This is a genomic window from Dolichospermum sp. LEGE 00240, from assembly GCF_015207875.1.
GTDB lineage: Bacteria > Cyanobacteriota > Cyanobacteriia > Cyanobacteriales > Nostocaceae > Dolichospermum > Dolichospermum gracile.
Window position 1 is genome coordinate 1 of sequence record NZ_JADEVZ010000091.1, and the last position, 17,855, is coordinate 17,855.

The following is a 17,855-nucleotide window of genomic DNA, read 5'->3' on the forward strand; positions in this document are numbered from 1 at the left end:
TGTAATGTTCCAGATTGCATTGTGCTGTGGAAGGTTTGCTGATTTTTCTAATTGTCCGATACCTGATAAGTAGATGATACTTTTTATCAATACACTATTTTACTACTTTGTCAATGCGTAAGTCCTAGTATCTTAACTTTTGACTGATATTCTCTATTTCATCATCTGCAATTTCCTGTCACCAGATTATCTTTGTTTAAGCTAAATCTGCACAAAAAATATGGTACTTACTACAGTCCGCTTTTCCCAGTTTAATGCGTCCCTAAACCGCAACGCTGACGGTCAGTTAGTAACTGATTTATCTACCCCTAACAACGCTCAAGCAAAAACAGTTGCCGAAATTATTCAACGCAACAACCCAGATGTATTACTAATTAACGAATTTGACTATTCTCCCGCAGCAGTAAATCTTTTTAGAGAAAATTATCTGCAAATCAGTCAAAATGGGGCGACACCAGTTAACTATTCCTACTTTTATATTGCTCCTTCTAATACTGGGACTGCTTCCGGTTTTGACTTAAATAATAATGGTACAACAGTCACAACTCCAGGCGCAAGCGGATACGGTGATGATGCCTTTGGCTTTGGGAACTTCCCTGGACAGTTTGGAATGTTGTTACTTTCTAAATATCCTATTGATACAGCTAATATTCGCACCTTCCAAAATTTCTTGTGGAAGGATATGCCGGGAAACTTATTAACAAATGACCTAACTGTAAATAATCCTGCAACTTCAGTAAATGAGAACTTAAACGGTTTTTATTCACCTGAAGAAATTAACGTTCTCCGCTTATCTTCTAAAAGTCATTGGGATGTACCAATTACAGTAAATGGAGAAACAGTTCATGTTCTTGTCAGTCACCCCACACCACCTACCTTTGACGGAACTGAAGACCGCAACGGTAAACGCAATAGTGATGAAATCCGCTTTTGGGCAGATTATATTACCCCAGGTAAGGGTGATTATATCTATGATGATGGGGGTAAAAAGGGTAATCTTGCCGCTGGTTCAAGCTTTGTCATCATGGGTGATCAAAATGCTGACCCCTTAGATGGTGACAGTTATAACAATGCCATTCGCCAACTGTTACTAAATCCCAGTATCAATACAAATGTTATCCCCACCAGTTTAGGCGCTCCTCAACAGGCAACTTCACAAGGTCAGGCAAATAACAATCATAAAGGTAATCCTGCTTTCGACACCGCAGACTTTGCCGATACTGCACCGGGAAATCTGCGAACAGACTATGTACTTCCCTCCTCTGACTTGCAAATTAGTAAATCAGAAGTGTATTGGCCTATCAATACTGACCCAAATTTCCCATTGGTAGGAACTTTTAACCCTAGTCTTCCTGGTGGTTTCCCTAGTTCTGACCATCGGTTAATATATGCAGATTTGCAAGTTGGCGAAACAGAACCAGGAAAAACTGCTGTTAGCGCTGGATTCAAGGGACAAACTATTTTCAATACTGGCTTTATTCCCTCTGGCGCAGCCGGAACAGTAAATGGTCAACAAGTTGCGTTGGGTGGATTGTCCGGTGTAACTTACGATGCGGTAAATAATTGCTATTATGCCATTTCCGACGATCGCTCATCCAATGCCCGTTTTTATACCTTCACTCTTGACCCTGTTACTAACGCGGTAACTTTTACCAACGTTGTCCAACTCAAGGATATTAATGGCAATCCTTTTTTAAATAATAGCTTAGATCCAGAAGGTATTGCTTTAACCAGCAATGGTACAGTTTTAATCTCTTCCGAAGGGGAAGTGAGACCAGATTTAGGTGCAAGTCGCGTTACCAATCCTTTCATTAAAGAGTTTAATCTAACTACAGGACAGGAAATTCGTTCTTTAGCAGTACCCAAGAAATTTAATCCTGTAGTCCAAGATACTAACAGCAATGGTGTTGTTGATACAGGTGATACTCAAACATCAGGGGTGCGTAATAACTTAGCATTTGAAAGCTTAACCATTACTCCTGACCAAAAAACCCTATTCACGGCTACAGAAAGCGCCCTCTTTCAAGATGGTGCAATTGCTACAACTACTACCAGCGCTCGTTCTCGGATTATTCAATATAATTTGGTGACAGGACAACCAGAGAAAGAATATCTGTATATTACCGATCCTATTGCTAAAGCTCCTACAGGTGGAACTGCTGCCGATAACGGTTTGGTAGATTTATTAGCAATTGATAATCGTGGGACTTTATTGGCTCTAGAACGCTCCTTTGCTGTTGGACAAGGAAACACGATCAAAATCTATGAAATCACCCTCCAAGGGGCAACAGATATCAATACAGTTGATTCCTTGAGTAGTCTCAATGCTAATCAACTAGCGGCAATTCAACCTACTCAAAAACGTCTGTTATTAAACCTTGATTCTCTGAATTTGCCCAATAGTGACGGCAATCATCCCACAGGTACAGATAATATTGAAGGTCTGGCATTTGGTCCAAAATTGGCAGATGGTACGCAATCCATTGTTTTGGTGAGTGATAACAACTTTGGTGCTACCCAATTTACGCAAATCCTCACATTAAGTGCAGATGTAGTTCCCACTGCTACCCCTATTGTAGAAACCCGTCCCGCGCTTTTAGATGATGACAGTTTACCATTTAGTCAAAGAGCCGATGCTGATGATCCGGCAATTTATGTTAATGCCACAGATTCTAGCAAAAGCCTAGTTGTAACTAGCGTTAAAAATGGCGGTTTGCGGATTTATGATTTAGCTGGAAACCTGTTGCAAACCATTAATCCTAGCAATCCAGATATTCGTTATAACAACGTTGATTTGCAATATGGATTTACATTAGGTGGTGAGAAAGTTGATATTGCTGTAGCGAGCGATCGCAACAACGACAAGTTAGCAATCTTCAAGATCAATCCTAACAGCACTAATGGCAATTTCCTAGAAAATATTACCGATAGTAGCGCCGCCACAATTTTCCAAAATGTACCTTTCGCTGCCCCTTATTCTGCATCTACTCGCAGTGCTTATGGATTAGCAATCTATCGCAGTCCCGTCACCAACGATTACTATGTCTTTACCAGCCGTCGTCAAACTGGAGATGTCGCTCAATTAAAATTAGTAGACAAAGGCAACGGTAAAATTGGTTATGAGGTAGTTCGTAGCTTCACCATTCCTTCATCAACAACACCAGACACTACACCGCAAACAGAAGGCATGGTAGCAGACCAAGAAACAGGATTTCTGTACATTGGTCAAGAAGATGTGGGGATTTGGAAATTTGACGCTGAACCCAATGGTGGTTCAACAGGTAAATTAATTGAGAAAGTCAAAGCCGAAGGAGGCAAAAACCTCACCAATGATGTTGAAGGCTTAACCATTTATTACGGTAAAAACGGTACAGGCTACCTGTTAGCATCCAGTCAAGGCGATAACACCTTTGCAGTATATACCCGTGAAGGCAACAACGACTTTTTAGGCAGATTTGGAGTTGGGAACAATGGCGGAATTGACAGCGTTCAAGAATCCGACGGTGCAGATGTTATTAATCTGCCTTTGGGTCCCAATTTCCCTTATGGTGTATTTATCACCCAAGACGGTGCAAATGACCCCGCCACCATTGTTGATGATGAGAACATCAGCAGCAACTTTAAGTTAGTACCTTGGGAAAATATTGTTGCTACCTTACCCCAAGTCCTCAAAATAGATACAACCAAGAATGTAATTAACGTCAACAACGACCAGAAGAATTTTGCAACCTTCACAGGCAACACTTTCACCGTTAAATTACTTGGCGAACAAAATCCTGGATTAGATACTCCCAAAGAGACATTAGATTTGTTTGGTAATGTCCGAGATACTAACCAGTTTATTCTTCAAGATGCCACCAATCCTAGCAAGACTGTTACTATTTTTGAAGGTCCTGATGGAGCCGGTAAAACAGTTAATGTTACTATTGATGATCAAGGTAATGTAGCTATTAATGGGTTACAAGTTGCTACAGGCTTTAGTCAACAGTTTCACTTTGGATTGATTAATAACCTTCCTAATGGTGATCCAACTGGTAGAGGTGCTAAAAAATATACCTTCTCTACCAATAACATAATAAATCCTGATCGCGCGTCCCAATTTGTCACCTATTCTAAAGGTGAAAATGTGTTCGTTCTTGGTGCAGAAGAGTTGCCCTATGCTAATTCCAACCAAGATTTTGATGACATGATTGTTGAAATTAATGGCATCAAACCTTTACTGAACACCCAACAATCAATAGTTTCATTTAACAACAATGCCAGACTACAGGGTTTCTTCAATAGTCAAAATATTGTTGCTAGTAACAGTTATGACCCCCGTAGCCCTTTACCTCAACCACGACTAACTAATTACGAATTTACCAATCTTCCCAAATTAGGAACAACTAGCAAAGGTCAAGATATCTTCTTAGGTGGTTTCTCCGGGTTGTATTTCCAAGGTATTGCGGTAAATGGTAATCTCCAATTTGTCACTCACACCGACAGGGGACCAAATGGCGACCCCACCGGTGCTAATCGTCCCTTCTATTTACCCGATTTTCAACCAGAAATAGTCAGTTTTGAACTCAACAAACAAACGGGTGCAATTACCATCATCAAGAGAACAGGACTATTTGATAAAGATGGGACAACCCCATTAACTGGACTTCCCAACCTGCAAGCAGGGGCAAATGGTACAGCATACACCGATGAAATTGCTGTTAATTTGGATGGTCAAGTCATAGCCAATAAAGCGTTAGGGGCTGATGTTGAAGGCATTGTTATTGCCCCAAATGGCGATTATTGGCTGGTAGATGAATACCGTCCCGCCATTTATAACTTCGATGTGAATGGTAAATTACTTAACCGTTATATTCCCCAAGGGACAGCCACAGCCCTCGAACCAGACGCAGCAGCAGGAACTTTTGGCACAGAGGTATTACCCGCAGTTTATGGTCAACGTCGCAACAATCGCGGTTTTGAAGCCGTAGCTTTAGAAGGTAGTAAACTTTACGCCTTTATTCAAAGTCCCATTGATAACCCAGATAATGCCAATGATACAACATCCAGAAATTCCCGTAATTTGAGAATTTTGGAATTTGACATTATTTCCAAACAAGTCACTGGTGAATATCTCTATTTACTTGACAATATCACTGCTGCTGGTAACGCCAAAACTGATAAAATCGGTGATGCAGTTTCCTTGGGTAATGGTAAATTTGCCGTTGTCGAAAGGGATGATTTAGGAACAAATGCCTCCAACAAATTGATTTATCAAATTAATTTAGCTGGGGCAACTAATATCAATAATTCTGCTAATTTCACCTTACCTGCTGGTAAAACCATTGAACAACTCACACCAGCCGAATTAACCACTGCTAAAATTACCCCAGTTAGCAAAAGTTTAATTGCCAATGCTGCCCAACTTGGTTATACAGGTGTGGAAAAATTAGAAGGTTTAGCTTTAGTCGCACCCAATACCCTGGCATTAATTAACGACAACGACTTTAACGTTTCTGGTAATACCCCGACCGAAAAACTAGGGATTTTAGAACTACCCTATAACTTGACAACTCCTCAACCCAAACCATCTTTAAATATCTTGTTGGTAAATGATGATGGTTATCAAGCCAAAGGAATTAATGTTCTTTACGACAAACTAGTGGCTGCTGGTCATAAAGTCACCCTAGTTGCACCAAAAACCCAACAAAGTGGCCAAGGTACAGCCATTGATACCGATAAAGTTTTCCAACCCATTGAGGTAGTCAACTACGCACCAAATAAATGGTATGTAGATGGTAAACCAGTTATTGCCACTTGGACAGGATTGGATTTTGTTGTTAAACAACGACCAGATTTAGTCATTTCTGGAATTAATGAAGGGGAAAACCTGGGGTTAGAAGGAATTATTTCTGGTACACTCAGCGCTGCGGTTTCTGCTGTACATCAAGGTGTGCCGTCCATTGCCGTTAGTGCTGGCATAATTTTATCAGAACGTGCCGCTGGTTATCCCAGCACCGATAAAGCTTATCAAGTGGGTGCTAATTACGTCGTTGATTTAATTGCCCAATTACAGGCAAAACAAGGCAATCAACCCCAATTATTACCCGACGGTATTGGTTTAAATGTCAATATTCCTGCTGATAACCCAATCACAGGTATTGCTTTCACAGAGTTTGATTTAGCAGGTAGTTTTGACTTTAAATTTGGTCAATTACCACCTAATTTCGGTACAGGTCAAGGCATACTTTACAGCCAAAATTCTCTTCCTGCTGGTGCAACTCCCAAACCCACATCTGAGGGAGAACAGTTTTTAGCTGATAAAATTACCGTCACAGCCTTTGATGGTGATTGGGGAACAACCGCAAGTCAGCGTCAAGCATTAGCACCACGTCTGTCTTTAACTGTACCCAATTTAGTTAATCCCATTGCCACTGCCAGCAAATCCTTAAATATTTTGTTGGTAAATGATGATGGCTACCAAGCTAAGGGCATAGACGTTATCTATAATGCCTTAGTTGCAGCCGGTCATAACGTCATCTTGGTTGCACCAAAAACCCAACAAAGCGGTAAAGGAACTTCCATTAATACCGATAAAATCTTCCAAAATATGGAAGTTGTCGAATTTGATGGGGCGAAAAATAAATGGTACGTTGACGGTACACCAGTTGTTGCCACTTGGGCAGGTTTAGATTATATTTTGCCCAGTCAAGAGAACTTAGCCAAACCCGACTTAGTAATTTCTGGGATTAATGAAGGGGAAAACGTTGGTTTTGATGCTATTTCCTCCGGGACACTGAGTGCGGCGGTTACGGCCTTACAAAGTGGGATTCCGGCGATCGCAGTTAGCGCTGGTATCAATTTAGCAGAGTTCCAACAGGGCAACAAGTCCAGCACCGAAAAGGCTTATGATGTTGCTGCTAGAATGGTTGTAGATACCATTAACAAACTTCTCACCACCCAAGGTACTAACCCAGATTTATTACCCAAGGGTGTCGGTTTAAACATCAACGTTCCCGCCTACAACCCTGATAATGCCAGTCTCAAAACCTTAACAGGTGTAGCATTAACCAAATTTGACGAAACCACCAGCCTCAACTTCAATGTTGCTAAAAACCAAAATGGTGACACCAGCATTCTCTTAGGTTCACCCACAATTACAGGTGACATAGAATCAGAAGGTGGTAAATTCCTAGAACGCAACATTACCATTACACCCATTGATGGTAACTGGAGTGCAAGTGCGTCCAGTCTTCAAAAAGTAGCGAGTGATGCCGCACCTTTACCTGTGAATGGGATTGCCAGTGGAGACACCACCCAAACCTCTACAGTTTTGTGGGCGCGGAGTATCTTCCCCGGTGCAGTTAAATTTGAGTATTCCACCAACTCTAACTTCAGTACCATTGCGGGGACACAAACAGCCAATGTCACTGACATTAACCTACCTGTGAAGGTGGCAGTTAGTGGACTAACTCCCAATACCAACTACTTCTATCGAGTTACAGATACCACCGGGGCAACCAGCATTGGTAAATTTAGCACAGCCGCCGCAATTGGTAACAAAACAGGCTTGAAATTCGGTGTTTCTGGAGATTGGCGTGGCGAACTTGCCCCTTATCCAGCCGTTAGCAATGCTGATGATGCCAACCTGAAATTCTTCGTTGAATTGGGTGATACTATCTATGCTGATGTGGCTTCACCTGCCGTCAAAAACCCTGATGGGACAGAGAAAAAGCAAGTTATCACTGTAGATGAATATCGTGCCAAACAAGCAGAAGTTTACAGCCAAAAATACGGTGAAAATACCCTGGGTGATTTACGGGCTGCTACTTCCATCTTGGCAACTGTTGATGACCATGAAGTAGTCAATGACTTCCAAGGTGGAAAAGATTTAGCCACAGCCTCCAGCGCAGATAAAACTCTATTTGGGGCAACTTCTGGCTTAGTTAACGATTCCCCACTGTACGAAACCGGTTTCCAAGCCTTCCAAGAATACAACCCCATTAGTGACCAATTCTATGGCGCAACAGGGGATACTCGCACGGCGGGAGAACGCAAACTTTATCGTTACAATACCTTTGGTAGTGATGCAGCCACCTTCGTTCTTGATGCCCGTTCCTTCCGTGACCCAGGCTTAACAGATGTTGCTAATATTAGTGATGCCACTCAGGTGACAAAATTCCTGACTGATTCCTTTAATCCTAACCGGACAATGTTAGGAAAAGTCCAGTTGGATGACCTCAAACGCGACTTAATCCAAGCACAGAAGGATGGCATCACCTGGAAGTTTATCATATTGCCAGAGCCTATTCAGAATTTGGGAGTAGCGATCGCTGCCGATAGATATGAAGGCTATGCGGCAGAAAGAACAGAAATTCTCAAATTCATCAACGACAGCAAAATTAGTAACGTTGTCTTTGTCACCGCAGACTTCCACGGCACATTAGTCAACAACCTCACCTACCAATTAGCACCAGGACAGGCACAAATCCCCACCAGTGCCTTTGAAATTATTACTGGTTCTGTAGCTTATGATGCTCCTTTTGGGCCAACAGTGGGTAATTTGTTCCTCACTCCTGAACAAAAGGCATTTTACAATTCCCTACCCGTAGCTAATGACGTTGACAGCACAGTTAATGATAGAGACGATTTCATCAAACAAGTCGTTAATGGTGGCATCAATGCTTTAGGTTATGACCCCATTGGCTTGAATAACAATCTAGCTGTAGCTAACGGTTTGATTGATGCCAAGTTATTGCAAGGTGACTATGTTGCTACTCATACCTACGGCTGGACAGAGTTTAACATTGACCAAGCCACTCAAAAGTTGACTGTCACCACCTACGGCATTGACCCTTACACCCGTCAGGAACTAGAAGCAAATCCCGCAGCTATATCTAGTCGTCAGCCGAAAATTGTCAGCCAGTTTGAAGTCAAACCTAATAACTTTGTAGATTTAGAGTTGAGTCAAACTGCAAATGTCACGAACGCAGTTATCGGAGACCAAGTAACATTCACCTTAACCCTTTCTAATAAAGGTTCTTTACTGGCTAATGGCATTAAAGTCACAGATTTCTTACCACAACCATTTACCCTCATCTCTGCAACACCGGAACAGGGAACTTACAACAGTCAAACCGGTGTGTGGGATGTGGGAGAAATTGCTGGTAATGTTACCCGCACCCTAAAACTCACAGCCAAAGTGACTCAAAGTGGGGCATTAACCAATAAAGCCGAAATTACCGCCCAAAATCAACCTGACTTTGATTCTGGTGCTGGTAACAACAACGCCCAAGAAGATGATCAAAGTTCAACTACCCTAAATATTACTTCTCCTATGGTGACACTCAAAGGTTTTGCTTCTCTACCTGCTGATACCTTCGCAGCAGGTCCTGCTTCAGGTGCAGCCGTAACCAATCCTACCAATGGACGCACTACCCCCTTCCCTGGTCAACCAGTGCAAGGATTCAGTGGTGTGCAGTTTGCCCCCAATAGTGGTGGTTCTGTATTTTGGTTCTTAGCAGATAACGGTTTTGGCGCAAAAAATAACAGTGCTGATTTCCTCCTGCGACTTTACCAAGTTGACCCCAATTTTGCGGGTACAGAAAACGCTAATGGTTCTGTAGCGGTTCAAAACTTCATTCAACTCTCTGACCCCAATAAATTAATCCCCTTTGATATTGTCAATAAAAACACAGCCAAACGGGAACTGACCGGGGCTGACTTTGATGTAGAGTCCTTTGTGATTGATGCTAAAGGCGATATTTGGGTCGGTGATGAATTTGGAACTTACCTACTACATTTCAATAGCAATGGTGTATTACTAGATGCCCCCTTCCCTACTCCTAACCCCGTTAAACTAAATACCCTCAACGGTCAAGCACCAATTGTGATCGGACATCGTGGCGCTAGTGGTGAACTGCCAGAACATACCATAGAAGCCTACCGCTTGGCGATTTTACGCGGTGCAGACTTCATTGAACCAGATTTGGTATCCACTAAAGATGGGGTCTTAATTGCCCGTCATGAACCAAATCTCATCAATACTACTGATGTAGCTAGTCGTGCTGAATTTGCTAGTCGGAAAAAGACGGTGTTGGTAGATGGTGTGGCTGAAGAAGGTTTCTTTGCTTCCGACTTTACCTTGGCAGAAATTAAAACTCTGCGGGCTGTCATGCCTCAAGGTTTCCGAGATCAGTTATACAACGGTCTTCTCCAAGTTCCTACCCTGGGCGAAATTATTGATTTGGTGAAAGAGGTTGAGGTACAAACTGGTAAGAAAATCGGTATTTATCCTGAAACCAAACACCCCACCTATCACGATAATTTGGGCTTGTCACTGGAAGAAAAACTGATTGACACCCTCAAAGCGAAAGGATTTACTGATCCCAAACGGATTTTCATTCAGTCCTTTGAAGTCAGCAATCTCAAGGATTTAAACAATACCATCATGCCGGCTGCTGGTGTGAATCTTCCTTTGGTACAATTGCTTGATGCCTACGATGTCGCCAACGATGGCACACTGTTGTATCAAGATGTTTACGCTCGTCCTTATGATTTCACTGTTAAGGGAGATACTCGCACCTATGGAGATCTACAAACTCCTGCTGGTTTGAAAGAAATTGCTACCTATGCCGATGGTATTGGGCCTTGGAAACGCCAGATTGTTTCGGTGAAGACTGTAGACAATAACAATGATGGTCAACCAGATGATCTCAATAACGATGGTGTGATTAACGATGCAGATAAAGTTACCCTAGCGCCCAGCAGCTTAGTTAGTGATGCTCATAAAGAGGGTTTGCTTGTCCATCCTTACACTTTCCGCAACGAAAGCCGTTCTCTGGCATCAAATTATAATAACAACCCTGAATTAGAGTATCGTCAATTCATTAGTTTGGGTGTAGATGGTTACTTTACTGATTTCCCCGGTACAGGTGATTTGGTTCGGGATCAAATTACGGCGAATCAAGTCCGATCGCCCCAAAATCCCACTGTGCTTTCTACTCCTAAATTTGATACCCTCACAGGTAAAGCCCCCATCGTCATCGGCCACCGGGGTGCAAGTGGTGAACGTCCAGAACATACAATAGAAGCCTACAAATTAGCGATCGCCCAAGGTGCAGATTTCATTGAACCTGATTTAGCTGTAACTAAAGATGGTGTCTTAATTGCCCGTCATGAACCCATGTTAGCAGTCGGTGTTCTCAATACTGACGGCACAATTCAACGAGATACCAATGGCAAGCCAGTTATCAATACTACCGATACAAGCACGGATGTTTACTTACGTGATAAATTTAGCGATCGCCTGAAAATCAAAAATTTAGATGGTCGTAATGTCGCCGGTTGGTTTGCTGAAGACTTTACCCTGGCAGAAGTCAAGGAACTAAATGCGATTGAACGGATTCCTGCTTTGCGTGGTACTACTTTTGATCAAGACGGATTGAAAGTACCAACCTTGAAAGAAGTCATTGATTTGGTGAAACAAGTCGAACTAGAAACAGGTCGCAAAATCGGTATCTATCCCGAAACCAAACATCCTACTTTCTTTCAACAGCAAGGTATCAATACTAGCCAAATCTTAGCAGACACCCTCAAAGCTGAGAACTTTACCGACCCATCTCGCGTCTTCATTCAATCCTTTGAAGTTGCTAACCTCAAGGCACTGAAAAATACCATCATGCCCACCGCAGGGATTGATATTCCTCTAGTGCAATTGTTTGGCGGTTCAGGTCGTCCTTATGATTTTGTAGTCAGTGGTGATACCCGCACCTATACCGATATTTCTACACCAGCAGGTTTAACAGAAATTGCTACCTACGCCAAAGGAATTGGACCGAATAAACAGCGGATTATTCCTCAGTTGACGGTAGATGCCAATAAGGATGGTACTGCTGATGATCTCAATGGTGATGGTCAAATTAGTGATGGCGATCGCGTTTTAGGCACACCCACAACCCTGATTCAAGATGCCCACAAAGCTGGTTTAATCGTTCACCTCTACACTTTAAGAAATGACGAGTTCTTCCTTCCCGATACTTACAAAAACGACCCCGGTGCAGAGTTCCGTAAGTTCATTGATTTGGGTGTAGATGGTTTCTTTACCGACTTCCCCAAAACAGGACGACAAGTTCTAGTTAATGATTACCTAGCTGGTACAGGCTATGCCAATCCCAACGGGAATTTAAATACTCCTTACTTCAATAATTCCCCGGAATACTTTGCTCCCAATCAGCCCTACTACGGCGACCTCGTAACAGCCAATTTGAACCGCTCCCAAGGCTTTGAAGGCATGGCATTTAGCCCTGACCGTCAAACCATTTATCCGATGTTGGAAGGAACTGTTGTCGGCGATCCTGCTGGTTCTGTACGGATTTATAAATTCGATGTAGCCAGTGAAAGCTACCAAGGATTAATAGGACGCTATCAATTAGTAAGTACCAGCAATGCGATCGGTGATTTCACTCCCATCAATAACAATGAGTTCTTGGTCATTGAACGGGATAACGGACAAGGTAGTACCGCCCTTTTCAAGAAGATATTCAAGGTTGACTTCAGTAAAATTGATGCCAACGGCTTTGTCTCCAAGGAGGAAGTAGCAGACCTACTTAATATCCAAGATCCCAAGGATCTCAATGGTGATGGTAAAACCACCTACAATATGCCTTTCCAAACCATTGAAGATGTCTTAGTGATTGACAGCAAAACCATTTTAGTTGCCAACGATAACAACTATCCCTTCTCCATTGGTCGTCCTCCAGGAATTGACAACAATGAAATGGTGGTCTTGGAACTAGACAAACCCCTCGCCCTTGATTCCCGTTTAGGTCTATCTGCAGCTATAGCAGAAGCTACCCAATATGTGGCGGGGATAACTGGTAACGATGATTTGTTTGTCAGTGGTGGCACTGATGGTATCAATGACACCATCTTCACTGGCGCAGGTGATGACACTGTTGATACTGTCTTGGGTGCAAGTTCTCCCTTTGCTGGTAACAATATCGTTGATCTGGGTAGCGGTGATGATACTATCTTTGTCAATAAAGGCGATCGCGCTTTCGGTAGCGATGGTAATGACATCTTTGATGCGAGAGATGGTCAAGGTGGCAACCGCATATCTGGTGGTGTGGGTGATGATACCTTCTACTTGGGTAGCAATGACCGCGCTTTGGGTGGTGATGGTAAAGATATCTTCAGAGTTAGTCTTGGTGGTGGTAACTTAATTTCCGGCGGTGCTGGCGCTGACCAATTCTGGATTGTCAATGCTGAATTGCCCTCTTCGGCTAATACCGTGCTTGACTTCCAACTGGGTACTGATGTTATCGGTATTCAAGGTGCTGTCAGTTTAGGTATTACCACATCAACATTGAAGTTAAATCAAGTTGGTGCAGATACCGCGATTATCTTCAATAATCAAACTTTAGCGACTCTGACTGGTATTCAAGCCAGCAGTTTAAGTTTGGCAGATCCTAAACAGTTTGTCTTTGCTTAGAATCTAATTCTCATATAGGGGTTTAGCGCAATGCGTTAAGCCCCTAATTTTTAGTTTTACGAGGTAAAGTTTTTATCACAAAACCCGTAGGGGCGCAGGGCTTGCGCCCTTTATTGTATTTGATTAACGTGAGAATTGCTGTAACATAAATCTCATTTTCCCACATCCCTATCGCCTTCCCATCATCCCCAAACAGCGATTCCTGCGGTGCGCTAGTTCCCTCCGGGACGCTTTGCGAACGCGATCGCTATATCATCTATCACCACCCGTGAATATTTTTGAGCCAATTGTGTAAATCTTCCAAACCTTCTAAATCAAACAAGTCTTCACTCAATGTATCTAATAGTTCTGGAACTAGCTGATCCAGCAGAACTTTAATTTCATCAGGTATAGTTCCTAGTTTACGAGAAAGTTGTTTTAGCAAAAGCGATCGCATACCTTCTTCTCTACCTTCCTCTCTACCTTCTTCTCGTGCTGTTTCTATAACTCCTTTCATATCTCGATAATACTTTAAGCTATTTTCGTAAGCCTCTCTTTCCTCTTGAGAAAAGCCTGTAATCCGTGCAACTTCAAACAGTTGCATAAATACATTCTCTTGCAATACTAGCGGCGGCTCTTCTAAATCGGGTAGATGTTTCAGTAAAAATAACCACTTATCAAAATGGTCGTTTAGTTGATCAATATTTTTTTTGAATTTTGGTAATTCCAGATAAATAAACTTCAGTTTCTCATAAAAAACTTTGCAATCTTGATCTTTTAGTTCAACAATATGCAAGAAAGCGTCGTCATTTTTATCTTCATTAAAAACAAAATCTAAAATACCAATGGTGTAAACTGGCTCTAGCTTGTAGTTCCAATTTCCTTTTTCTGCTTGGTCTTGAATGGGAAAGGAGGCGTAGTAAATGCTGCGGTCTTTGAAGTAATTATGTTTGGCTTTTTGCATTTCGACAATGAATCTTTCGCCTTTTTCGCTTTGACAGTAAAGATCAAAAATCGCTTTGCAGTCAAGGGGGCTATTCCCAAGATTTTCGGTGCTGCGGTAGGTGAGGTCTTTGACTCGATGTTGGGGCGGTAGTATTACATTCAGGAAGTCAATCAACAGGTTTTTGTTTGGCTCTGTTCCAAATAGTCGCTTGAAGCCAAAATCTGTGAGTGGGTTGATATAGCGATCGCCGCTAAGACGAGGATAAAACATGGTGTTTTTTACTTAACTATTTATTTATGGGAACTATAGCTTAAAACTATTTGCTAATTAATTCTAACAGATTCCAACACTAGCGATTAATAGGTCGAGCTTTGCGAACGCGATCGCTCTCCATTACCCCCAGAAAAAGCGAACAATTAAAATGTAGCTTTATTTTCTCTAGTAATTCTAATCAAAAATCGTAAAGCTTCATTAACAGATTCAGAATTAGGAAACAATTCGGCAACATCTGAATCTAATTTAATGATTGTATTGCCAAAACTTGTACGTTTAGCTCCCATTTTTCTAACTTTTAAACTTTTTAAATCATATTCATCTCTAAGTTCATCTTCCATTATCTTAACCCTCTTGATAAGCTTTTAATTCTTGTTTTGTCACAAGTCTTGCACTAATAATTCTAATTATATCCCCTCTTTCTGTATAAGAAACCAACAAAATCCGACTTCTTGATGATTCTCCTATAATAATATAACGATGTTCGTCTTCAGAATGATCCGGATCATAAAAATCAACATAGAGTGGATCATCGAAAACTGTTTGAGCTTCTTCAAATGAAACGTTGTGTTTAGATAAATTAGATTTTGCTTTTTGTGTATCCCATTCAAATTCCATACATATAATTAAATTTTAGACGCAGTGATTATAACATTATTAAAAGCGATCGCACCCCATCATCCCCAAAACAGCGATTCCTACGGAGCGCTTCGCTATCGCATCCCATCATCCGTGAATCATTTCATTTAAAGCTGTATTAATTATTTCTTCACTAACTCCATGATGTTTTAAATTTTCAATAAAAGTAGAAATTCCTTGATTACGACTTTCTAAATAATATAAAATTGCGGCAGTGGGCGATGGAGGTTCAATAGGATAATTTTGTTGTTCATAAACTTCCACTAAAGTCGTTAAAATATCTAATTTTTCATATTCTGGTGTATTAGATTCAGCCTCAAAAATTTGTTCAATTTCTTTTAAGGCTTGTTGATAATCTGCTGCTGTTCTAATTGGTTTTAAGTTCATGATATCGAACCTCCCTAAATGATTGTAGCATCTATCTTGTCATATTCTTGATGAGTACCAATAAAGCGAATAAAAATAATCCCAATCTCATAACGAATATGGACAATTAAACGATAATTATTACCTTTAATATTAAAGACTACTCGATTATTAGCAATGATACTGGCATTAGCATAAACTTCTTTAATATCTGATGGACTTGGCCAATTTGCACGGGTAGCATCATCAAACCATGCTTTTAAAGGCTGTTCTGTATCAGGATGTTTTTGCCAATATTCTCTTAGTGTACTCCGAGCAATAATTCTCATTGTAATAACAATATTTATCAAAAATTAGTTTACTTGGCATTTGCAGTTTATTGTTTATTGTCAAGATAATAGCAAAAAAGCGATTCCTTTGGTGAGCTTCGCTATCGCACTCCCACCATCCCAAAAGCGATCGCCCTTCCACATCCCCAAAAAGGCGATCGCTCTATTTAATTCAGTATGATTAATCTCAAGACTCTGGGTTATTTTGTAACCATTGTTCTAAATCAGTCATAGAAGAAAAATCTAAGAGAGCTTCACCCAATAATTCTAATTTCTCAATTGTTAATGCACGAATTGAGTCAATCAATGATAATTCAATTTCACCAATTCGCCGATTTAGTAAGCGTATAACTAGCTGTTGCTCTCCCCGTTCCATAGCTAGTTGTTCTGTTGGGCTAATTAAAGGCATTGTTCTTTCCTCCTCGAATTGTTTAATTTTCGTGACCAATCCTGCTTGCAATTGTTTAGGTAAAGTCATCATTGTGTCGATGATTTTAAATAACTTAATAACCTTCTCTTTTGTGAAGCCCCGGTCATAAAGTCCTCTAATTAATATCCATTTCCACTGCTCCCTTTCTGCTAAATTACTGGTGGTGGCTTTAGTCTTTAAATGCGCCATAACTATGGTAGCAAAGGGATTATCACTCTTTTCTAGTTCATCCCACTTTGATTCATAATCAAGGATTTTAGCTATGGGGAATTTTAAATTTAATTCACAATCCAACATAGCTCTATTATAACTATTTGGTCGCCAACTAGGACTTGTATCACCTAAAATTGCTACACTTACTACAAATTGGTGATAAAGGTCGAAGGCTCGGTAATTATAAATGTACATCCGTTCTTCAAAGTTGACATCATATTGACTCTGAATTTCTATGTGGATTAAAATCCATACTTGAGTTTGATCTAATAACCAAACTTTATACAGTTTATCGGTAATTCGGTTCTTGGTTTCTCCTGAAGCTGTAATTTCTTGCAGTTCTTTATCTAAAGATTCAGGGGTTTTTGTCCAATCTATTGCTTGATGGGCTACAGGAAAGAAAAATGCTAGGAAGCTTTCAAAATATTCATTTAATGCTTCTTTCCATGATTGATCATAATTTGCTGTTACTTCACTCATTTTATTTCTATATTACAAAGAAGGGAACAGGTAACGGATAGTATGTTAATTTTGTGTGTTTTGGAGCGATCGCCATTTCTAATGTGATCATTTATTTGTTTATCCTGTAACTTTAAGTTACTTCTATTTTATCAAGCGATCGCATTTCCCACCACTACAGAACAGAGATCGCATCCCACATCCCCACAAAAGCGATCGCCCTTCCACATCCCCAAAACAGCAATCGCCCTCCCACATCCCAAAAGCGATCGCACCCCATCATCGAAAAGCGATTCCTAGGTCGCGCTTCGCTATCGCATCCCACATCGCCTAAAAAGCGATATCTTCGGTCAGCTTCACTATTCCTGTTTCATTAATTTCTTAATAACGCCCGAAATCCCATTTGATTGAAATGCTCATCCGCAGTTAGCACATCAGTAATTTTCCGATTTTGCATCACAATACATGATATGCAGTCAACCAATCCCCATTCTTTATCTTGACGACTTCTGAATAATTGAAAAGCCGCATTGTACAGTTCATTAGTTAGAGGAACTATTTCAACATTTGGATCTGATTCTAGAGATTCAAGAAGTTGAATTGCGGCGGTTCTATATCTTTGCTTAGAGGGTGTTTGAAAAGTTAGAAGTTGAGTAAAAAAAGCTCTCCGGGTATAATCTGTAAATACAAAGATACAGAACCGTAGAGAGCAATGAGTAAAGTATACTCCAGCAACTTAACTAGAGAACA

Annotated in this window: 10 protein-coding genes; 2 read left to right on the top strand and 8 right to left on the bottom strand. The window is 41.0% G+C overall.

What is annotated here, in order from left to right:
- Nucleotides 1–220 precede the first annotated feature (220 nt).
- Nucleotides 221–13,471 (top strand): 5'/3'-nucleotidase SurE, encoded by a 13,251-nt coding sequence (gene surE / locus IQ226_RS25340; RefSeq protein WP_228039598.1) that lies wholly within the window; start codon nucleotides 221–223, stop codon nucleotides 13,469–13,471.
- 259 nt (nucleotides 13,472–13,730) lie between these two features.
- Here surE and IQ226_RS21925 read toward each other — a convergent pair whose 3' ends face one another.
- The 5 genes from IQ226_RS21925 to IQ226_RS21945 form a co-directional block, all read right to left on the bottom strand.
- Nucleotides 13,731–14,666: an Rpn family recombination-promoting nuclease/putative transposase gene (locus tag IQ226_RS21925; RefSeq protein ID WP_193898903.1), complete on the bottom strand. Its 936-nt coding sequence runs from the start codon at nucleotides 14,664–14,666 to the stop codon at nucleotides 13,731–13,733.
- A 146-nt stretch (nucleotides 14,667–14,812) separates the two neighbouring features.
- Entirely contained in the window at nucleotides 14,813–15,010 is a 198-nt protein-coding gene (locus IQ226_RS21930; protein WP_193898906.1) for a hypothetical protein, read from the bottom strand.
- A gap of 4 nt (nucleotides 15,011–15,014) precedes the next feature.
- A complete protein-coding gene (locus IQ226_RS21935; RefSeq protein WP_193898908.1) occupies nucleotides 15,015–15,287 on the bottom strand; it encodes a BrnT family toxin in 273 nt (90 codons plus the stop codon).
- A gap of 108 nt (nucleotides 15,288–15,395) precedes the next feature.
- On the bottom strand, nucleotides 15,396–15,695 hold the full coding sequence (locus IQ226_RS21940) for a type II toxin-antitoxin system HigA family antitoxin (RefSeq protein ID WP_168467458.1): 300 nt from the start codon (nucleotides 15,693–15,695) through the stop codon (nucleotides 15,396–15,398).
- A 14-nt stretch (nucleotides 15,696–15,709) separates the two neighbouring features.
- Nucleotides 15,710–16,003, bottom strand: coding sequence for a type II toxin-antitoxin system HigB family toxin (locus tag IQ226_RS21945; protein ID WP_193898916.1), 294 nt, complete (start codon nucleotides 16,001–16,003; stop codon nucleotides 15,710–15,712).
- A 40-nt stretch (nucleotides 16,004–16,043) separates the two neighbouring features.
- Here IQ226_RS21945 and IQ226_RS21950 point away from each other — a divergent pair, with 40 nt between their 5' ends.
- Entirely contained in the window at nucleotides 16,044–16,184 is a 141-nt protein-coding gene (locus tag IQ226_RS21950; protein WP_168467457.1) for a hypothetical protein, read from the top strand.
- Between the two features lie 6 nt (nucleotides 16,185–16,190).
- Here IQ226_RS21950 and IQ226_RS21955 read toward each other — a convergent pair whose 3' ends face one another.
- From IQ226_RS21955 to IQ226_RS21965, 3 genes are all read right to left on the bottom strand, one after another.
- Nucleotides 16,191–17,126: a DUF4351 domain-containing protein gene (locus IQ226_RS21955; RefSeq protein ID WP_193898910.1), complete on the bottom strand. Its 936-nt coding sequence runs from the start codon at nucleotides 17,124–17,126 to the stop codon at nucleotides 16,191–16,193.
- A 154-nt stretch (nucleotides 17,127–17,280) separates the two neighbouring features.
- Nucleotides 17,281–17,430: a hypothetical protein gene (locus IQ226_RS21960; RefSeq protein WP_193898912.1), complete on the bottom strand. Its 150-nt coding sequence runs from the start codon at nucleotides 17,428–17,430 to the stop codon at nucleotides 17,281–17,283.
- A gap of 48 nt (nucleotides 17,431–17,478) precedes the next feature.
- On the bottom strand, nucleotides 17,479–17,799 hold the full coding sequence (locus IQ226_RS21965; protein WP_193898918.1) for a PIN domain-containing protein: 321 nt from the start codon (nucleotides 17,797–17,799) through the stop codon (nucleotides 17,479–17,481).
- Between the last annotated feature and the right edge of the window lie 56 nt (nucleotides 17,800–17,855).